Origin of the sequence: Streptomyces sp. NPDC060028 (assembly GCF_042736725.1) — a bacterium.
In the GTDB taxonomy this organism is placed as follows: domain Bacteria; phylum Actinomycetota; class Actinomycetes; order Streptomycetales; family Streptomycetaceae; genus Streptomyces.
Window position 1 is genome coordinate 1 of sequence record NZ_JBHWVJ010000078.1, and the last position, 16,384, is coordinate 16,384.

Consider the following 16,384-nt stretch of genomic DNA (forward strand, 5'->3'; position numbering starts at 1 on the left):
GTGATCATCACCGCCTGAGGCGAGGTCCGACAGCGAGTTCTAAAACACGGCCTAGCCGTCCTCGGCGGTGGCTACATCGCGGCCGAGCTCGCAGAGGTGTTCGCCGCGGCCGGCAGCTCCGTCGTCATCGTCGAGAAGGAGGAACGCCTGCTCGGCCCCCAGGACGAGACGGTCGCCGCACGCTTCACCGAACTGGCCCGCTCCCGCTACGACCTCAGACTCGGCCGGGAGGTCACCGCCGTCGGCGGCCGGCCGGGCGAGCTGCGGCTGAGCCTCGACGACGCTTCGACGGTCGAGGCGGACATGCTGCTGGTCGCCGTGGGGCGCGTGCCCAACAGCGACCGCCTGAACCTCGACGCCGCGGGCGTCGCCGCCCGGGACGACGGCCGCATCGTCGTCGACGCGTACCAACGCACCACCGCGGACGGCGTTTTCGCGCTCGGCGACATCTGCACGCCGGTGCCGCTCAAGCACGTGGCCAACCGCGAGGCGCAGGCCGTCGCCCACAACCTCCGCCACCCGGACGACCTGATCGCGGCCGACCACGAACTGGTGCCCGCGGCAGTCTTCACCCGCCCCCGGATCGCCTCGGTCGGTGCCACCGGGCAGGACTGCCGGGACCGGGGCCTGGACGTCGTGGTCGGCGAGGCACGGTACGCGGACATCGCCTACGGCTGGGCGTTGGAGGACACCACCGGCTTCTGCAAGGTACTCGCCGAACGCGGCACCGGCCGTCTGCTCGGCGCCCACCTCATGGGCCCGCAGGCCCCCGCCCTCATCCAGCCCCTCGTCCTGGCGATGACCCTGGGCATCGACGCCACCACCCTCGCCAGGTCCCCGTACTGGATCCACCCGGCGCCCACCGAGCTCGTCGAGCAAGCGCTCCTCGACCTCGACCTGTGACGACGGGGCGGGTTCGGCGCCACGGGCACTGGGCCGTCGGGGGGCTACTGCTCCGCGAAGGGTTTCGAGAGACGTGATCGCGGCAAAGCGCCCCCTATGGTGCGAATCGGGTACACGATGATGACCGAGCAGGCCGGACCGCGCGAGCTGGTGTCCCACGTGGTGGGAGCGGAGAAAGCGGGATTCGACTTCTCCGTCATCTCCGACCACTCCTTCCCCTGGCTGGAATCCCAGGGCCACGCGCCCTACGCGTGGAGCGTCCTGGGCGCGGCGGCGCAGGCCACCTCCCGGATCCCGCTCATGACGTTCGTGACCTGCCCGACCTTCCGCTACCACCCCGCGGTCGTCGCGCAGAAGGCGGCGACGATGCAGATCCTCTCCCAGGGCAGGTTCCGCCTGGGGCTGGGCTCGGGGGAGAACCTGAACGAACACATCGTGGGTGGCGGCTGGCCGGCCGGCCACGTGCGCCTGGACATGCTGGAGGAGGCCGCCGACGTCATCCGGCGCATGTTCGCCGGGGAGAGCGTGAACCACCACGGCGCCCACTTCGACGTCGAGAACGCCAAGCTCTGGGACCTCCCCGACGAGCCGCCCCCGATCGGGATCGCCGTCTCCGGGCCCCGCTCCTGCGAGATCGCCGGCAGGTACGGCGACCTCGTGATCGCCACGGAGCCGAAGCCGGAGCTGCTGCAGGGGTTCGACGCGCACGGCGGCGCGGGCAAACCGCGCATCGGTCAGCTCCCCGTCTGCTACGACACCGACCGCGGCGCCGCCGTGGCCCGCGCGCACGCCCAGTTCCGCTGGGCGCTCGGCGGCTGGAAGGTCAACGCGGAACTCCCCGGCCCCGCCGGCTTCGACCAGGCTGCGCAGCACACCCGGCCCGAGGACGTCGCCGAGTCCATCCCGTGCGGAGACGACGTGGACGCCGTCGTCGAGGCGGTACGCCCGTACGCGGAGGCGGGATTCACCGAGGTCGCCCTCGTCCAGATCGGCGGCGACCAGCAGCAACCCTTCCTGGAATGGGCCGAGGCCAAACTCCTGCCCGCCCTGCGGAACCTGTGAGGGCCCCACCGACATGAACCGCGCCGCTCTCTTCGATGTCGACGGCACCCTCACGGACACCAACCATCTCCACGTCACCTCCTGGTGGGAAGCGCTGCGCCAGGGCGGCCACCAGGTCCCCATGCACGCCATCCACCGGGCCGTCGGCCTGCCCGGCGAAGACCTCCTCGACCACCTCCTGGACGAAAACCGCGACCGCACCGGCGACGACCGGATGAGCGCCGCCCACGACACCCTCTACGCCACGTACTTCGACCGGCTCCCCGCCCTGCACGCGGCTGCCGACCTCCTGCGGACCCTGGCGGGGGCCGGATGGAAGGTCCTCCTCGTCACCTCCGCCAAGGACAACGAACTGGGAGCCCTGCGCCGGGCCATCGACGCCGACGACGCCATCACCGACACCGCGACCTCCGACGACGTGGAGCGAGGCAAGCCCGCCCCCGACCCGCTGCTCCACGCCCTGGAGCTGGTACAAGTACCGCCGGGGCGTGCGGTGTTCGTCGGCGACACCGTCTGGGACATGAAGGCCGCGGTCCGGGCCGGCGTGGCCGGTGTCGCTCTGCTGTGCGGCGGAATCCCCCGCGGGGACCTGGAGGACGCGGGAGCCGCCGCCGTCTACCGGGATCCGGCCGACCTCCTGGCCCGCCTCGGTGACAGCCCGTTCTCCCGGGTGCCGGCCACGTGATCGGTGAATGAAGGGCCCGGGGCGGGGCAGGCGGAGTTCAGGCGGACAGCGAAACCGCCGGCACGACATACACAAGAGGACAGGCAGTCAATCCCTTTGCCGTCCTCTGTTGACCGGAGGAGTTGTTTTCGCGTGACTGAGCATGTGTGGAGTTACAAGTCGACCTCGGGCCACCTGGCCGGTGCCGAGCTGACCGGCTACAAGGTCGAGGCGACCGACGGCGGCATCGGCAAGGTGGACAAGCACTCCGACGAGGTCGGTGACGCCTACCTGGTCGTGGACACCGGGGTCTGGATCTTCGGCAAGGAGGTCATGCTGCCGGCGAGCACCGTCGTCAGCATCGACCCGGAGGCGCGGAGGATCTTCGTCGACCGAACCAAGGAGCAGATCAAGGATGCCCCCGAGTTCTACCGGGACAAGCACCTCGGCGACGCCACGTACCGGGAGGAGCTCGCCACCTACTACGGCAGCGGATACCCCTTCGGTCCCCCGCGCGTCTGACCGGTTCGAGACGGTGGGCCCGAACTCCCCGAGTTCGGGCCCACCGCTGATTGACGGCCGGACTTCGGGACACAAGCACGATGTGCTGAAATCACTCGCTGTAGCTCTCCTCGGTTCGCTGGCGGTGACCGCCGCCGGCGCCGCCGTCCTGGTCTCGCCCTGGTGGTCGGCCGCGGCCGTCCCCCTCCTCCTGCTCGCGCTGGTGGCCGTCCACGACCTCGTGCAACGGCGGCATTCCGTGCTGCGGAACTACCCGCTGCTCGGACACCTCCGCTTCGCGCTGGAGGCGCTGCGGCCGGAGCTCCAGCAGTACTTCATCGAGCGGAACTTCGACGGCCGTCCCTTCGACCGCGACACCCGCAGCATCGTCTACGAGCGGGCCAAGGGCACCGCGGCGGAGGAGCCGTTCGGCACCGAACTCGACCTCTACCGGCCCGGCAGCGAATACCTCGTCCCCTCCATGGCTCCCCGGCCCGTACGCACCGACCCGCCCCGGGTCCGGATCGGCGGCCCCGACTGCACCCGGCCCTACGACATGGCCCTGCTCAACGTCTCGGCGATGAGCTTCGGCTCGCTGTCGGCCCCTGCCGTCATCGCCCTCAACACCGGCGCGGAACTGGGCGGCTTCGCCCACGACACTGGCGAGGGCGGCCTGTCGGAACACCACCTGCGCCCGGGCGGGGACCTGATCTGGGAGATCGGCACCGGATACTTCGGCTGCAGGACGGACGACGGCAACTTCGACGAGCGGCAGTTCGCCGAGAAGGCGGCCCACGAGCAGGTCAAGTGCGTGTCGCTGAAGATCAGCCAGGGCGCCAAGCCCGGCATCGGAGGCGTACTGCCGGGTGCCAAGGTGAACGCGGAGATCGCGAAGGTCCGCGGTGTCCCGCAGGGGCGGACCGTCATTTCGCCGCCCTACCACCGCGTGTACTCCACACCGCGCGAGCTGGTGCGCTTCCTGGCCCGGATGCGCGAGCTCGCCGACGGCAAGCCCGTCGGGTTCAAGCTGTGCGTCGGATCGCGCCGCCAGTTCCTCGCCGTGTGCAAGGCCATGCTGGAGGAGGGCAGCACACCGGACTTCATCGTCGTCGACGGTGCGGAGGGCGGTACGGGCGCGGCGCCGCTGGAGTTCGCGGACAATGTCGGCCTGCCGCTCGGCGAGGGTCTGATGACCGTGCACAACGCCCTCGTGGGCGCCGGGCTGCGCGACCGCATCCGGATCGGGGCCGGCGGCAAGGTCGCCACCGGCAGCGACCTCGTCAAACGCCTGCTCCAGGGAGCCGACTACACCAACGCCGCCCGCGCCATGATGTTCGCGATCGGCTGCATCCAGGCCCAGCGCTGCCACACCAACACCTGTCCCGTCGGGGTCGCCACCCAGGACGAGCGGCGCGCCCGCGCCCTCGACGTCCCCGACAAGTCGCAGCGCGTACGGCGCTACCAGCAGGCCACGGTCAAGAGCGCCCTGCAGATCATGGCGTCGATGGGAGTCGACGACCCGCGCGGGCTGCGACCCCACATGCTCCTCCAGCGGGTGGACCCGCACACCGTGCGCTCCTACGCCGAACTCCACACCTGGCTCACCCCCGGACAACTGCTCGCATCGGCGCCCGCCGACTGGGCATCCGACTGGCGGGCGGCCGACCCGGACCGCTTCACCCACTGAACCAGGCACCCGCACCGAGGGGGCCGCACCGGACCGAAAGGCACTTCCCGTGGCACGCACCGTCGCCCAAGTCATCGTCGAGGCACTCAAGGAACTGGGCGTCCAGCACGTCTTCGGAGTCGTCGGAGACGCCCTGAACCCGCTGACCGACGCGATCCGCACCACGGACGACGTGGACTGGGTCGGCTGCCGGCACGAGGAGGCGGCGGCCTTCGCCGCCGGAGCGCAGTCCCAGCTCTCGGGCACCCTCGGGGTGTGCATGGGTACGGTGGGACCGGGCTCCGTACACCTCCTCAACGGGCTCTACGACGCGGCCAAGAGCCGCACACCGGTGCTCGCGATCTGCGGGCAGGTGCCCCTTGCCGAGATCGGCAGCGACTACTTCCAGGAAGTCGACAACGACCTGCTCTTCCGGGACGTGGCCGTCTACCGTGCCACCGTCACCTCCCCGGACCAGATGCCCCGCATGCTGGAGTCCGCCGTACGCGCCGCCGTCAGCCAAGGCGGAGTGGCCGTCCTGACCGTGCCCGGAGACCTCGGTGACCAGGAGCTGGGCGAGGACCGTCCCGCCCGCTTCGCCCTCGACCGCGCCGTAACCCGCCCCGACGACCCCGCCCTCGCCGAGGCCGCCGAACTCCTGAACAGCGCCCCCCGCGTCACCCTGCTCGTGGGCCGCGGAGCCCGCGACGCCCGCACCGAGGTGCTGCGTACCGCAGAGCTGCTCGCCGCCCCCATGGTGCTCACCCTCAAGGCGAAGGAGGGCTTCGAGGAAGACAACGCCTTCCAGGTGGGGCAGACCGGCCTCATCGGCAACCCCGCGGCCTCCCACGCGCTCGAACACGGCGACGCGCTCCTCATGCTGGGCACGGACTTCCCCTACCGCGACTGGTACCCGAAGGGCTGCAAGGTGGTCCAGATCGACACCCGCGAGGAGCACCTGGGACGCCGGGTGCCCGTGGACGTGGGGCTGGCCGGGGACGTGGGGGCGACGCTGAGGGCCCTGCTGCCGCTCCTGGAGGAGGCACCGGACCGGTCCCACCTGGAGGATGCGCGCGATCGTTTCGCGCACTGGCAGGAAGGACAGCAGCGCCTGGCCGACCCGGCCCACGAGGGCCGCTGGACCGGCAAGCTGCGGGCGGCACTGGACAACAGGGACCACGAGATCCGCCCCGAAGCCCTGGCCGCCGCAGTGGACGCGTACGCCGCCGACGACGCCGTCTTCACCTCCGACACCGGCATGGCCACCGTCTGGCTCTCCCGCTTCGTCACCATGCGCGGCAGCCGGCGCCTGATCGGCTCGTACAACCTCGGATCGATGGCCAACGCCATGCCCCAGGCCCTCGGGGCACAGCTCTGGGCGCCCGACCGCCAGATCGTCGCCTTCTGCGGCGACGGCGGCCTGAGCATGCTGCTCGGCGACCTCATGACGATCAAGACGCACCGGCTGCCGGTGAAGCTCGTCGTCTTCGACAACCGCCGCCTGGGCATGGTCAAACTCGAACAGGAGCAGGCCGGCCTGCCCGAGTTCGGCACGGAACTCGACAACCCCGACTTCGCCGCGGTCGCCACCGCACTCGGCCTCACCGGCATCCGCGTCACCGACCCGGCCGAGCTCCACGACAGCGTCCGCAGGGCGCTGGAAACCCCCGGCCCGGTCCTGCTGGACGTCCTGACCAACCCGCAGGAGGTGGCCGTGCCCGGAAAGCCGACCGTGAGCCAGGGGTGGGGCTTCGCCATCGCCAAGGTCAAGGAGATCCTTCCGAGCCGGGAGGGCTGACCGGTGCGCCCGCCGTGCCCGGTGCGCGGCGGGCTCCGGAGCATGAGGCGGCCGCCCCGGGGCAGGTGCGGCCGTACGGGACGACGTGCCAGGGAGGCGTCATGCCGGATGTCAGCGGGGCCGGACGGGACGAGACCGTGGAGGAACGCGCGGACCGGCAGTGGCAGGAGCTCATCCAGGAGATCCGCGTCGCCCAGACCGGAGTCCAGATCCTCTTCGGCTTCCTGCTCACGGTCGCCTTCACGCCCACCTTCCACGGACTCGCGCAGACCGACAAGACGATCTACATCGTGACCGTGGTGCTGGGCTCGCTCGCGACGGGCGCGCTCATCGGCCCCGTCGCCTTCCACCGCATCGTCTCGGGCCGACGGATCAAACCCGAGGCCGTCGCGTGGGCCGCGCGCCTGACCTTCACGGGCCTCGTCCTGCTGCTGGCCACCTGTACCGCGGCCCTCTTCCTCGTGCTGCGGGTCGCGACCCACAACGCCCTCGCGCCGTGGCTCGTGGGAGGCGTACTGGCCTGGTACCTGCTGTGCTGGTTCGCGCTGCCCCTGTGGGCGCGGATCCGCTACACCGCCGAATACTGACCGAGTTTGCGTCGAGGGCGTCCGGGAAAACGCGGCAGCATGTCGCAACCCATGGAGCAGGCGCAGACCATTACTACTAAAGTGCCGGCGCGGTTGGACCGGCTGCCCTGGTCCCGGTGGCACTGGATGATCGTGATCGGGCTGGGCACGGTATGGATCCTGGACGGCCTCGAAGTCACCGTCGTGGGCAGCATCGCGAGCCGGATCTCCGAAGACGGCAGCGGACTCGCGATCACCGACACCCAGGTCACGGGGACGGCGGCCGCCCTGTACGTGGCGGGTGCCTGCGCGGGAGCGCTGTTCTTCGGCCGGCTCACCGACCTGTACGGGCGCAAAAAGCTGTTCATGATCACGCTCGGCGTCTACCTGGCGGCGACGGCGCTGACGGCCGTGTCCTTCTCCGCCTGGTGGTTCTTCCTCTTCCGCTTCCTCACCGGCTTCGGCATCGGCGGCGAGTACGCCGCCATCAACTCGGCGATCGACGAACTGATCCCGAGCAGGTTCCGCGGCCGTGTCGACCTCATCATCAACGGAAGCTTCTGGATCGGCGCCGTCGCGGGCGCCCTCCTGTCGGTCGTCGCCCTGAACACCGAGATCTTCCCGGAATCGGTGGGCTGGCGGCTGACGTTCGGCCTGGGGGTCGTGCTCGGCCTGGTCATCCTGCTGGTGCGGCGCCACGTGCCCGAAAGCCCCCGCTGGATGATGATCCACGGCCGGGCCGAGGAGGCGGAGGCGCTGGTCTCGGACGTGGAGCGGCAGGTCGAAGCGGAGAAGGACCTGCGGCTGCCCGATCCGGAGCAGGGCATCACGGTCACCCAGCGCCACAGCACCGGCTTCGGCGAGATCGCGAGGACGGTGTTCCGCTCCTATCCGCGCCGGGCCGTCCTCGGCCTGTCCCTCTTCGTCGGACAGGCCTTCCTGTACAACGCGATCACCTTCGGCTTCGGTTCCATCCTCGTCACCTTCTTCCACGTCTCCAGCGGGGTGACCGGCTACTACTTCGCCGTCGTGGCCTTCTTGAACTTCCTCGGCCCGCTCCTGCTGGGGCGCCTGTTCGACACCGTCGGGCGCCGGCCGATGATCGCGGGCACGTACATGCTCTCCGGCGTGCTGCTCTTCGCCACCGCATGGCTCTTCGGCGCCGGCCGGCTGAATGCCGTGACCATGACCGCCTGCTGGTGTGTCGTGCTCTTCTTCGCCTCGGCGGGAGCCAGCTCGGCCTACCTGACCGTCAGCGAGATCTTCCCGATGGAGACCCGGGCGATGGCGATCGCCTTCTTCTACGCCGTCGGCACGGCGGCGGGCGGCATCTCGGGCCCCCTGCTCTTCGCGAACCTGACCTCCACCGGGGTGGTGTCCGACGCGGTGCTCGCCTTCTGCGTCGGCGCCGCGCTGATGGTGGCGGCCGGACTGGTGGCCGTCTTCTACGCCGTCGCCGCCGAGGGCCGGTCCCTGGAACAGATCGCCACCCCGCTCTCCGCCCGGTCCTCCGCCGACCCTGCTTGAGGCCACGTTCGGCGGGGCAGGCGCGTAGCACGGGGGCGCGACGGGAACGGCTCCTGCCCCCGCCTCGCCCCGTACGCCAGTGAACCCCCGAGCCGATGAACCGCGAGGTGACCCACATGGACCGGACCAGCGAACCGCAACCCGATGGCCCCGGGCCCACGCCGAGGAAGCCGGATCCGGTACCCCGCGATCCGCAGCCCGCGGCTCCCGCTCCCAAACCCCATGACCCCCGTCCGGCTCCCGACCAGCCCTCGCCCAGCGAGCGGCCCGTGGTGCCGGAACCCCCTGACTGAGGGGAGCACCGAGGGGAGCGGCGTCATGGACCTCAGGCCGGGTGGCCCGGCGAGAGGTCCAGGACGTCGCTGAGGAGCAGCAGCGGTGGCCGTACCCGGCCGGGAGGGCTCTGCTCGACGGGCGAGAGCAGGAATCCGACGTGGTCCCCGCCGTCGACCTGTCCCTCGACCCGGCCGAGGAACCAGGCGCAGGCGTCCTCCAGAACCGGAGCGGCCCCGCGGTCCGGGTCGGCCGGCCACCGCCAGGCGATGTGCTCGAATTTGTCGATGTCGTCCCCGGACCGGCTGCCGAAGAGTTCCGCCGCGTCCTTCTGATCGCCCCGCAGCGCGTGCACCGCGAGGTGGGACGCGTCGCGTGCGATCCGGTACGTACGGTTGGCCTTGGAGAGCCACACCATGAAGCGCGGCGGATCGATCGAGCACTGGGAGGCGAAGCCCACCAGGCAGCCGGCCCGCTCGTTCCCGGCCGCCGCCGTCACCAGATACATCGGATAGTCGAGTACGTCGGTGAACGCGTCCAGCTCTCCCACGATCAGGCCCCTGCCTCTATGGCGTGCGCGTCCTGGGCAACGCTATCGCGCGCTCAGGTGTCGAGCAGCCGGTTGATCAGCGAGCGGTAGGCCCGCAGGGCCTGCCTCAGGTCCTCGGTGGCCACCTGTTCACCGCGGTCCCACTGCTTCTCCAGCCCGCTCCGGTGTTCCGAAAGGGTGCCGGCGAACGTCTGCATGACCTCCGCCACCAGAGTGTCCGCGGCCCGGACCGCCTCCTGCGGGTCGTCCACGAACCGGCCCTGGATCTCGCTCCACGTGGTGCGGTAGCGCTCCGCCTCCGCGGCGTCCAGCAGCGGTTCCTCCTCGTCCTCGGATCCTCGACCCGGGGCCGCGTCCCGGGCGGGCCGGTCCGCGAAGGTTTCTTCCGTCGCGTCGCCGGTGTCCCTCTCCTCGCCGGTGTCCATGTCCTCGCCGCTGTCCATGGCGCTCCTGGTCTCCATGGCGTCTTGGCTGTCCATGGCGTCGCCGGTCTGCGTCACCTCGTGCCGCTCGCCCGTGGCCTCGCCCGGGTAGACGGCCGGGTCCCGGTCCCCGGTCCGCGACGCGGGGTGTGCGATGTCCTCCGTCGTCGGGACAGGCTCGGTCGCCCGCCCCTCCTGCTCCTCGTGGTTCTGCATGTCATCGGCTCCTCTGGTCGGAGAGCAGCGCCTCGAACAGGGTGCGGTAGTGCACCATCGCCCCGCGCAGCTCCTCTGTCGTCGCCTCTCCCGCACCGCTGCGCACCTTGGCCGCGTGGGCGGCCCGGTAGTGCTCCAGCGTGCTGCCGTGCTCCACCGAGAGGTCCCGCACCTGCCCCTGGTACCCGTCGGTGGGATAGCCGCGCTCACCCATCAGCCGGGTCACCAGCTCGTCGGCCTCGGCGACGCACCGTTCCGGCTGGTCCACGAACTGCTGCTGCACGCCGGACCACTCGTCCGCGTACTCGTGCCTGCGCTCGGGCGACAGCTCCTTGATGTCGAGCTGGTCGTGCCGCTCCTCACGGGCACGCAGTTCCCGCTCGGCGGAGCGCTTGTCGCCCTCTTCCTCGACCGTGCGCTCGTACTCCGGCCCGAACCGTTCACGCAGGTGGCGACGTCGGGCCAGGGTCCACAGCAGTGCCGTGAGCGCGAGCACCACCACCGCCGCCACGACGATGACGGCTATCAGCGAATTGGTTGACATCTCTGGCCTCCGTCCGGGGGGCTCTTCGTACCCGTTGACGCGGCTGCCCCCGTGGGCGCCGGGGAAACCCGTACGGGCGGCCCCGCACACCCCGGGGTTTGAACTCACCGCCATCGAGCAGGCGCCCTGTGCAGCAGACCCGAGAGCAGGAGGGACGTGGCATGGCCGCGGACAAGCAGGAGAACCAGGACGTCGTCGCCGTGATCCTCAAGGACCACCGCACCATGGAGGACCTGTTTCGCCGGATGCGCAGTGTGGAGGCGGACCGGGCGGACGCCCGCGCGAAGTTCTCCGCCCTCCTCATCGCGCACGGCGAGGCCGAGGAAACCGAGGTCTACGGCGCCCTGAAGAGGTTCAAGGACGTCGACAACGAAGAGGTCGAGCACGGCGCCGAGGAGCACGCCGAGGGCAACGAGGCGCTCCTCGCGCTGCTCGAAGTGTCCGAGGTGGGCTCCGACGAGTGGGACGAGCGCCTGGAGGCCCTGGCCAAGGCGGTCTCCCACCACCTCGACGAGGAGGAACGGACGATCCTGAACGACGCCCGGGAGAACGTCCCCGACGAGCGCAGGGCCGAGCTCGGGGCGGCGTTCCTGCGGGAGCGGGAACGGCAGCTCGCCGCCGACTGCGGCAGCATCGAGAACGTGCGCGCAGTCGTACGGGGATGACGGCGACCGCAGAGGTGGCGGGGGCCGCACAGGAGCCGGACCGCCCGTCGGGCGGCGCCGGCCGGGACGGCGAGACGCGCAGGACCGTGTGGGTGGCCCTCGCCGCCAATCTCGTCATCTGCGTGGCCAAGGGCATCGGAGGGGTCGTGGCGGCCTCCCCGGCGCTTTTGTCGGAGGCGGCCCACTCGATCGCGGACAGCCTCAACGAGGTCTTCCTGCTGGCCTCCCTCAAGCGCAGCCGGCGCCCCGCGGACGCCCGCCACCCCTTCGGCTACGGCATGGAGCGCTTCTTCTGGTCCCTCCTCGCGGCCGTAGGCATCTTCGTCACCGGCGGCTGCTTCTCGGTCTTCCAGGGCATCGAGGCGTTGCGCTCCGGCGGGTCCGAATCCCGCCACGGATACGTCATCGGCCTGGTCGTCCTCGTCGTCGCGCTGGCTGCCGAGGGGGCCTCGCTCGCCAGGGCACTGCTCCAGGTCCGCCGCGCGGCGCGGGCCGGCGGGCGGAGCATGGCGGCCGAGGTCCGGGCCGGCCGCGACCCGGCCCTGCGGACCGTGCTGGCCGAGGACAGCACCGCCTGCGCCGGTGTCCTCCTGGCCATCGCCGGCATCGCCCTGCACATGGTGACCGGGGAGATCGCGTACGAGGCGTGCGCCTCCATCCTCATCGGAGTCCTGCTCGTCTACGTGGCGTACACGCTCGGCCGTGCGGCCCGGGTGCAGCTGGTCGGCGAGGCGGCCGATCCCGGCGTCCAGCGAGAGGTGCGCGAGTTCCTGGTGCGGCAGCCGGAGATCGACACGGTCACCGCGTTGCTGACCATGCGGCTGGGGCCCGACTCGGTCATGGCGGCCGCGCGCATCGACCTGACTCCGGGCTACGACAGTGAGACCGTGGAGAACGCGATGGTGCGGATCCGGCGCGAGGTCCGCGGTCGCTGGCACGAGCTGGATCAGGTATTCCTCGACGTAACGGACGCGGCGGCGACCCGACGGGGCGCCGCCGCCGACGGACACCCCTGATGAATTGTCCGAAGGAGGACGAGATGACGGCTCACGAGAAGTCACGGCGTCACCCGCGTACCACCCCGTCCGAGGCAGTGGGCGAGAGCGGCGACCGCGAGGCACGGCAGCAGGCGGACGACGCCGTGGTGCGGCGTGCGGGCGACGGCGACGCGGACGCCGGCGGCCACACGGCCAAGCGGCAGCGCCCGGGTACCGGCCGGGAGGAACAAGACAGCCCGGACCGCCCGCGGCCGTCGAACGGCAAGGATCACTGACAGGCCCATCCCCTGGATGAAGGCGTCGACCAGGGCGGGGTTGGCCTGGTGGGTGTAGAAACGGGTCACTTCGCCGAGGTAACCGGGTCGCCCCCCTCGCACTGCGCCCCGGCGGCGCCGGGGCGGGCCCACCCGCTGGGCGGCCCGGCCCGCAAGCCGCTCTAGCGGAGGGCGGCGAAGGCCTTCGTGAAGGCCAGGGGCTGCTGGAGGACGGAACTGCACGTCGGGTCGGCGTAGTTCACAGCGCCCGCCGGGCACTGCCGGTCGCGGGCCGCGGACCACATCGCCAGCCGGCCGATCCCCTTCGACTTCGCGAAGTCCACGAGCTGGGACGCGTCGGCGACGGTGAAGGTCTCGCTCGCGACGTCGTTCACGCCGATCATCGGCGTGACGGCGACCGCCTTCCAGGCCGCCGCGTCGGAGAGCCCGAGCACCCCCTTGACCTGCGCTTGCGTGGCCGTCGCCGCCTGGATCGCGTACTGGCCCATGTCGCCGCCGTACGCGGGCCCGTAGTCCATCGCCATGATGTTGACGCCGTCGACCCGCACCCCCGCCCGCTTCGCGTCGGCCAGCAGGGCCACGCCCGGCTGGGTGAGGCCCTCCGGCATCACGGGGAGGGTGAACGCCACGTCCAGGCCCGGGTGCGACTTCTGCAGCGCCGCTATGGCCTGCGCGCGGCGGGTGTTGGCCGCGGTGTCGGGCAGCGCCGCACCCTCGATGTCGAAGTCGACCTTGGTGAGCCGGTACTGGTCGACGACCTTGCCGTACGCGGCGGCCAGTTGGTCCGCGGTCGCGCAGTTCAGGGCCAGCTCGCGCCCCGCCGCTCCGCCGAAGGAGACCCGTACGTCGCCGCCCTTCGCCCGCAGGGCCCCGATCTGCGCGGCGACCTTGTCGCTCGCGAGGTCGGTGACGCCGCCCCACATCGGGGCGCAGCCGCCGCCGGAGGTGACGAAGGCGAGGTGGAACTCCTTCACGCCGGTCTTGTCCGCGGTGTCGACCAGGTCGTAGGCGGGGTACAGGGAGGTGTCCACGTACGGGGCGAAACGCGCCGCGCCTGCCGGGGCGCCGGTGCCCGGCGGCGCAGTGGCGGTGGCCGAGGCGGAGGCCGAAGGGGACGCGGTCCGGGTCGGCTGCGCGGTGGGCGCGGACGTCGCGGGAGCGCCCGTGCTCGGGGCCGCCGTCGGGGTGACGGTGGGGCGGCCGCCGGGCGGGGGCGTCGCGCCCTGGTCCACCGAGCACTTGGACGCGTTGATACGACAGGCCGTCGGGTTGCCGGGGCTGCCGGTCCCGCTCGCCACGAAGCCGACCGTGACCGAGGCGCCGGGGGCCAGTTCCTTGTTCCATGCCGCCGGCTTGACGGTGACGTGCTGCCCGTTGGCCGTGTGGGTGCCGTTCCACAGGGAGTCGATCTTCGTGCCGGCCGGCAGGTCGAATTCGAGGGTCCAACCCGACTGCGCGTGCGTGGTGTTGTTGGTGATCACGTACTGGCCGGTGTATCCGCCGGTCCAGGAGCTGGCCTTCGTGTACACCGCTCCCACGGAGGCGGCCTGCGCGGTGCCCGTGAAGGCGAACGCCGCGCCCGCGATCACCGCCGCCGCCGCGACCGCGCCCGCGGCCTTCGTCTTCGTACTCGCCCTGCGCCGGTGACTGGTCGTGCTGCCCATCGCGTGCCTGCCTCTGCATTGCCGGGGGTTGGGGTGCGGCAGCACGCTAGCCGCCCTGGAACGGACATTTGTTCGTTTCAGGGCGCGGGGAGTGAGCCTTAGGTTCCGCTTAAGGAAGTGATCGGAAAGGGTTAAGGGCGGCTGACCCGCCTCAGGCCGCCGGTACGACCGCCACCCCGGTGAGGCGTTTGAAGTCCCCGCCCGAGGCGAGCACTTGCTGCGCGCCGGTCGAGGGGTTCACCCGAAACAGGGTGCCCACGCCGTTCAACGCCTCGTTGTCCGTGATCAGGATGCTGCCGTCCGCCTCGATCGCCAGCGCCTGCGGGGCGACGAACGCGCCCCCGGAGGCCACGGTGGTCTGGGCCCCGCTCACCGGATCCACCTTGATCACTCCACCACCGAAGCCCGGGAAGGCGTTGGCGTCGGCCACGAGGATGCCGCCGCCGCCGTCGACCGCCACCCCGATCGGGCTGCGCAACTCACCGCCGGAGGTCACCGTCGTACGGGCGCCGCTGACCGGGTCGATGCGCACCACCCGGGCCGAGAGGTCCGCGCCTCCCGCCATGGCCTGCTCGACGACGAGCACGGTGCCGTCCGGCGCCACGCACAGGCGGACGGGCCTCGGCGGAGGATCGCCCACGCCTTCGCCCAGCGCCAGGACCACCTGGTCACCCGTGACGGGGTGGATGCGGATCACGGCGCCGGAACCGGCGGCGAAGCCGTCGACGACCAGGATGTGGCCGTCGGCCTCCACGGCCACATCGCCCGGGGAGGTGAACTTCCCGCCGGAGGTCACCTCCGTCTGCGTCCCGGTCCCCGCGGGCAGTCGGAGCAGTGCGCCGGTACCGGGAAAGAACCGGTCCTTGCTCACCAGGACACTGCCGTCGGCCTCGATGGCGATCCCGGTCGCTCCCTGGAGGTCGCCGGCCGTGGAGAGCGCCCTCTGTTCACCGGTCACCGGGTCCACGCGGAACACCGCACCGGCGCAGCCGAACGCTTGGGAGTCGGAGAGCAGGATCGTGCCGGCGGGAAGACGTTCCTGTACAGCCATGGCGGCTCCTCGGGAGTAGGGACGGCCCCGCCACTCAACCCCACCAACCGGCGCCGCCGGACGGACCGACACTCGCCACGCCGTCCGTCCGGGCGGCGAACCGCCCATTGGAAGCACCACCCCCGTACGGGCCCCGGCCCGCGCCCCCTTGCGCGCCCGGCCCCACCGGACGGGCGCTCCTCATGAGGGCCGCCCGTCCACGGGGTCTCCCAACAGCACGGGGGCCCACTTGGCGGTGGCTTCTTCCAGCGCCTCCACACACAGGTAGAGCCGGCACGCCCCGTCCGCATCGCTCACGGTGATGAGCTGCCCGAGCCGTCCCGCCCCGGGCAGCCGCGGGGCGGCGTCCCCGAACCGGGTGTCGGCCGGATGGGGGACGAGCTCGATCTGCGCGGCCTTCCCGGAAGAGAAGAGGCCGCCCACCTCCGTACCGGAGCTGCAGGTGATGCCGGCGTCGGACTCGCTCTGCGCCCGGATGCCGTTGCCGTCCTTGCTCGTCCCGATCACCCCCACACCGGTGGCCCGCGCCTCCCCGACGACTCCTTCGCCGAAGAGGGTCTCGCCGCGCACCCCGGTCTCCTCGCTCCTGCCGCGCACCCCGCATTCGGACCCGCGCCCGGCCACGCCGATCGCACCGAAGCCGGCCACTCCGGTGGCGTGCGCGGCAATGTCCCCGATGCCGAGCACGCCCGCGCGCGCCTCCTGCTCCTTGGCCACGTCACGCGGGGCCGGGCGGGCGTACCCGGCCACCCCGGTCACCCCCAGACCGACCACCCCGGAGGCGTCCTCGGAGGTCATCTCGGCAATCGCGTCGGTGTCTGCCATGGCGAGGCCTCTTTCCCTGGTCATCCGTGGTCCTTCCCGGTTCCCGGGAAGCTGCCCCGCCCACGCTACGAGCGGGCTCGCGCCCCGCACACCGGGGCTGCTCCAACAGGCCGAGTCGTAGCCCGCCCAGCCCGGGCCGCGGGGTGAGGGCCGGTTGGTAGCGTCTGGACCCGTTCCCTCCCACCCTCCGTGTGTTTCGAAATCCCCGCGGCAG

At 71.5% G+C, this 16,384-nt stretch carries 17 protein-coding genes and 1 pseudogene; 12 read left to right on the forward strand and 6 right to left on the reverse strand.

What is annotated here, in order from left to right:
* Positions 1-48: 48 nt before the first annotated feature.
* From ACFWBF_RS29330 to ACFWBF_RS29370, 9 genes and pseudogenes are all read left to right on the forward strand, one after another.
* Positions 49-477, forward strand: a pseudogene (locus ACFWBF_RS29330) (FAD-dependent oxidoreductase); the annotation flags it as partial.
* A 75-nt stretch (positions 478-552) separates the two neighbouring features.
* Positions 553-903, forward strand: a complete 351-nt coding sequence (locus tag ACFWBF_RS29335; protein WP_385607246.1) for a hypothetical protein — start codon at positions 553-555, stop codon at positions 901-903.
* 96 nt (positions 904-999) lie between these two features.
* A complete protein-coding gene (locus tag ACFWBF_RS29340) occupies positions 1,000-1,965 on the forward strand; it encodes an LLM class F420-dependent oxidoreductase (protein ID WP_385607189.1) in 966 nt (321 codons plus the stop codon).
* A gap of 13 nt (positions 1,966-1,978) precedes the next feature.
* Positions 1,979-2,650 (forward strand): HAD family hydrolase, encoded by a 672-nt coding sequence (locus ACFWBF_RS29345; RefSeq protein ID WP_385607191.1) that lies wholly within the window; start codon positions 1,979-1,981, stop codon positions 2,648-2,650.
* 132 nt (positions 2,651-2,782) lie between these two features.
* Positions 2,783-3,151 (forward strand): PRC-barrel domain containing protein, encoded by a 369-nt coding sequence (locus ACFWBF_RS29350; protein WP_385607193.1) that lies wholly within the window; start codon positions 2,783-2,785, stop codon positions 3,149-3,151.
* Positions 3,152-3,233: 82 nt separating this feature from the next.
* Positions 3,234-4,817, forward strand: a complete 1,584-nt coding sequence (locus tag ACFWBF_RS29355) for an FMN-binding glutamate synthase family protein (protein ID WP_385607195.1) — start codon at positions 3,234-3,236, stop codon at positions 4,815-4,817.
* 49 nt (positions 4,818-4,866) lie between these two features.
* Positions 4,867-6,594, forward strand: coding sequence for a thiamine pyrophosphate-dependent enzyme (locus ACFWBF_RS29360; RefSeq protein ID WP_385607197.1), 1,728 nt, complete (start codon positions 4,867-4,869; stop codon positions 6,592-6,594).
* 101 nt (positions 6,595-6,695) lie between these two features.
* Positions 6,696-7,181: a DUF6328 family protein gene (locus ACFWBF_RS29365; RefSeq protein ID WP_385607199.1), complete on the forward strand. Its 486-nt coding sequence runs from the start codon at positions 6,696-6,698 to the stop codon at positions 7,179-7,181.
* A 39-nt stretch (positions 7,182-7,220) separates the two neighbouring features.
* On the forward strand, positions 7,221-8,687 hold the full coding sequence (locus ACFWBF_RS29370; protein WP_385607201.1) for an MFS transporter: 1,467 nt from the start codon (positions 7,221-7,223) through the stop codon (positions 8,685-8,687).
* Between the two features lie 325 nt (positions 8,688-9,012).
* Here ACFWBF_RS29370 and ACFWBF_RS29375 read toward each other — a convergent pair whose 3' ends face one another.
* From ACFWBF_RS29375 to ACFWBF_RS29385, 3 genes are read right to left on the reverse strand one after another with little or no spacing between them, the layout of a single operon-like run.
* Complete coding sequence (locus ACFWBF_RS29375) at positions 9,013-9,510, reverse strand: flavin reductase family protein (RefSeq protein ID WP_385607203.1); 498 nt, start codon at positions 9,508-9,510, stop codon at positions 9,013-9,015.
* A gap of 53 nt (positions 9,511-9,563) precedes the next feature.
* Positions 9,564-10,148, reverse strand: coding sequence for a hypothetical protein (locus tag ACFWBF_RS29380; protein WP_385607205.1), 585 nt, complete (start codon positions 10,146-10,148; stop codon positions 9,564-9,566).
* A gap of 1 nt (position 10,149) precedes the next feature.
* Complete coding sequence (locus ACFWBF_RS29385) at positions 10,150-10,692, reverse strand: hypothetical protein (protein ID WP_385607207.1); 543 nt, start codon at positions 10,690-10,692, stop codon at positions 10,150-10,152.
* A gap of 161 nt (positions 10,693-10,853) precedes the next feature.
* On the opposite strand from ACFWBF_RS29385, the gene ACFWBF_RS29390 reads away from it, so the two are divergent.
* From ACFWBF_RS29390 to ACFWBF_RS29400, 3 genes are read left to right on the forward strand one after another with little or no spacing between them, the layout of a single operon-like run.
* On the forward strand, positions 10,854-11,357 hold the full coding sequence (locus tag ACFWBF_RS29390; RefSeq protein ID WP_385607209.1) for a hemerythrin domain-containing protein: 504 nt from the start codon (positions 10,854-10,856) through the stop codon (positions 11,355-11,357).
* Positions 11,354-12,373, forward strand: a complete 1,020-nt coding sequence (locus tag ACFWBF_RS29395) for a cation diffusion facilitator family transporter (protein ID WP_385607211.1) — start codon at positions 11,354-11,356, stop codon at positions 12,371-12,373. Before ACFWBF_RS29390 ends, ACFWBF_RS29395 begins: the two co-directional genes overlap by 4 nt.
* 23 nt (positions 12,374-12,396) lie before the next feature.
* Entirely contained in the window at positions 12,397-12,630 is a 234-nt protein-coding gene (locus tag ACFWBF_RS29400) for a hypothetical protein (protein ID WP_385607213.1), read from the forward strand.
* Between the two features lie 161 nt (positions 12,631-12,791).
* Here ACFWBF_RS29400 and ACFWBF_RS29405 read toward each other — a convergent pair whose 3' ends face one another.
* From ACFWBF_RS29405 to ACFWBF_RS29415, 3 genes are all read right to left on the reverse strand, one after another.
* On the reverse strand, positions 12,792-14,294 hold the full coding sequence (locus tag ACFWBF_RS29405; protein WP_385607215.1) for a cellulose binding domain-containing protein: 1,503 nt from the start codon (positions 14,292-14,294) through the stop codon (positions 12,792-12,794).
* A gap of 151 nt (positions 14,295-14,445) precedes the next feature.
* Complete coding sequence (locus ACFWBF_RS29410; RefSeq protein ID WP_385607217.1) at positions 14,446-15,345, reverse strand: hypothetical protein; 900 nt, start codon at positions 15,343-15,345, stop codon at positions 14,446-14,448.
* 180 nt (positions 15,346-15,525) lie between these two features.
* A complete protein-coding gene (locus tag ACFWBF_RS29415) occupies positions 15,526-16,170 on the reverse strand; it encodes a PE-PGRS family protein (RefSeq protein WP_385607219.1) in 645 nt (214 codons plus the stop codon).
* Positions 16,171-16,384 lie beyond the last annotated feature (214 nt).

Coding starts and splice junctions, on each gene's coding strand:
- ACFWBF_RS29340 (WP_385607189.1), top strand. CDS start 1,000: ATGGTGCGAATCGGGTACACGATGATGACCGAGCAGGCCGGACCGCGC.
- ACFWBF_RS29365 (WP_385607199.1), top strand. CDS start 6,696: ATGCCGGATGTCAGCGGGGCCGGACGGGACGAGACCGTGGAGGAACGC.
- ACFWBF_RS29400 (WP_385607213.1), top strand. CDS start 12,397: ATGACGGCTCACGAGAAGTCACGGCGTCACCCGCGTACCACCCCGTCC.
- ACFWBF_RS29410 (WP_385607217.1), bottom strand. CDS start 15,345: ATGGCTGTACAGGAACGTCTTCCCGCCGGCACGATCCTGCTCTCCGAC.
- ACFWBF_RS29415 (WP_385607219.1), bottom strand. CDS start 16,170: ATGGCAGACACCGACGCGATTGCCGAGATGACCTCCGAGGACGCCTCC.
- ACFWBF_RS29380 (WP_385607205.1), bottom strand. CDS start 10,148: ATGCAGAACCACGAGGAGCAGGAGGGGCGGGCGACCGAGCCTGTCCCG.
- ACFWBF_RS29385 (WP_385607207.1), bottom strand. CDS start 10,692: ATGTCAACCAATTCGCTGATAGCCGTCATCGTCGTGGCGGCGGTGGTG.
- ACFWBF_RS29370 (WP_385607201.1), top strand. CDS start 7,221: ATGTCGCAACCCATGGAGCAGGCGCAGACCATTACTACTAAAGTGCCG.
- ACFWBF_RS29390 (WP_385607209.1), top strand. CDS start 10,854: ATGGCCGCGGACAAGCAGGAGAACCAGGACGTCGTCGCCGTGATCCTC.
- ACFWBF_RS29345 (WP_385607191.1), top strand. CDS start 1,979: ATGAACCGCGCCGCTCTCTTCGATGTCGACGGCACCCTCACGGACACC.
- ACFWBF_RS29395 (WP_385607211.1), top strand. CDS start 11,354: ATGACGGCGACCGCAGAGGTGGCGGGGGCCGCACAGGAGCCGGACCGC.
- ACFWBF_RS29405 (WP_385607215.1), bottom strand. CDS start 14,294: ATGGGCAGCACGACCAGTCACCGGCGCAGGGCGAGTACGAAGACGAAG.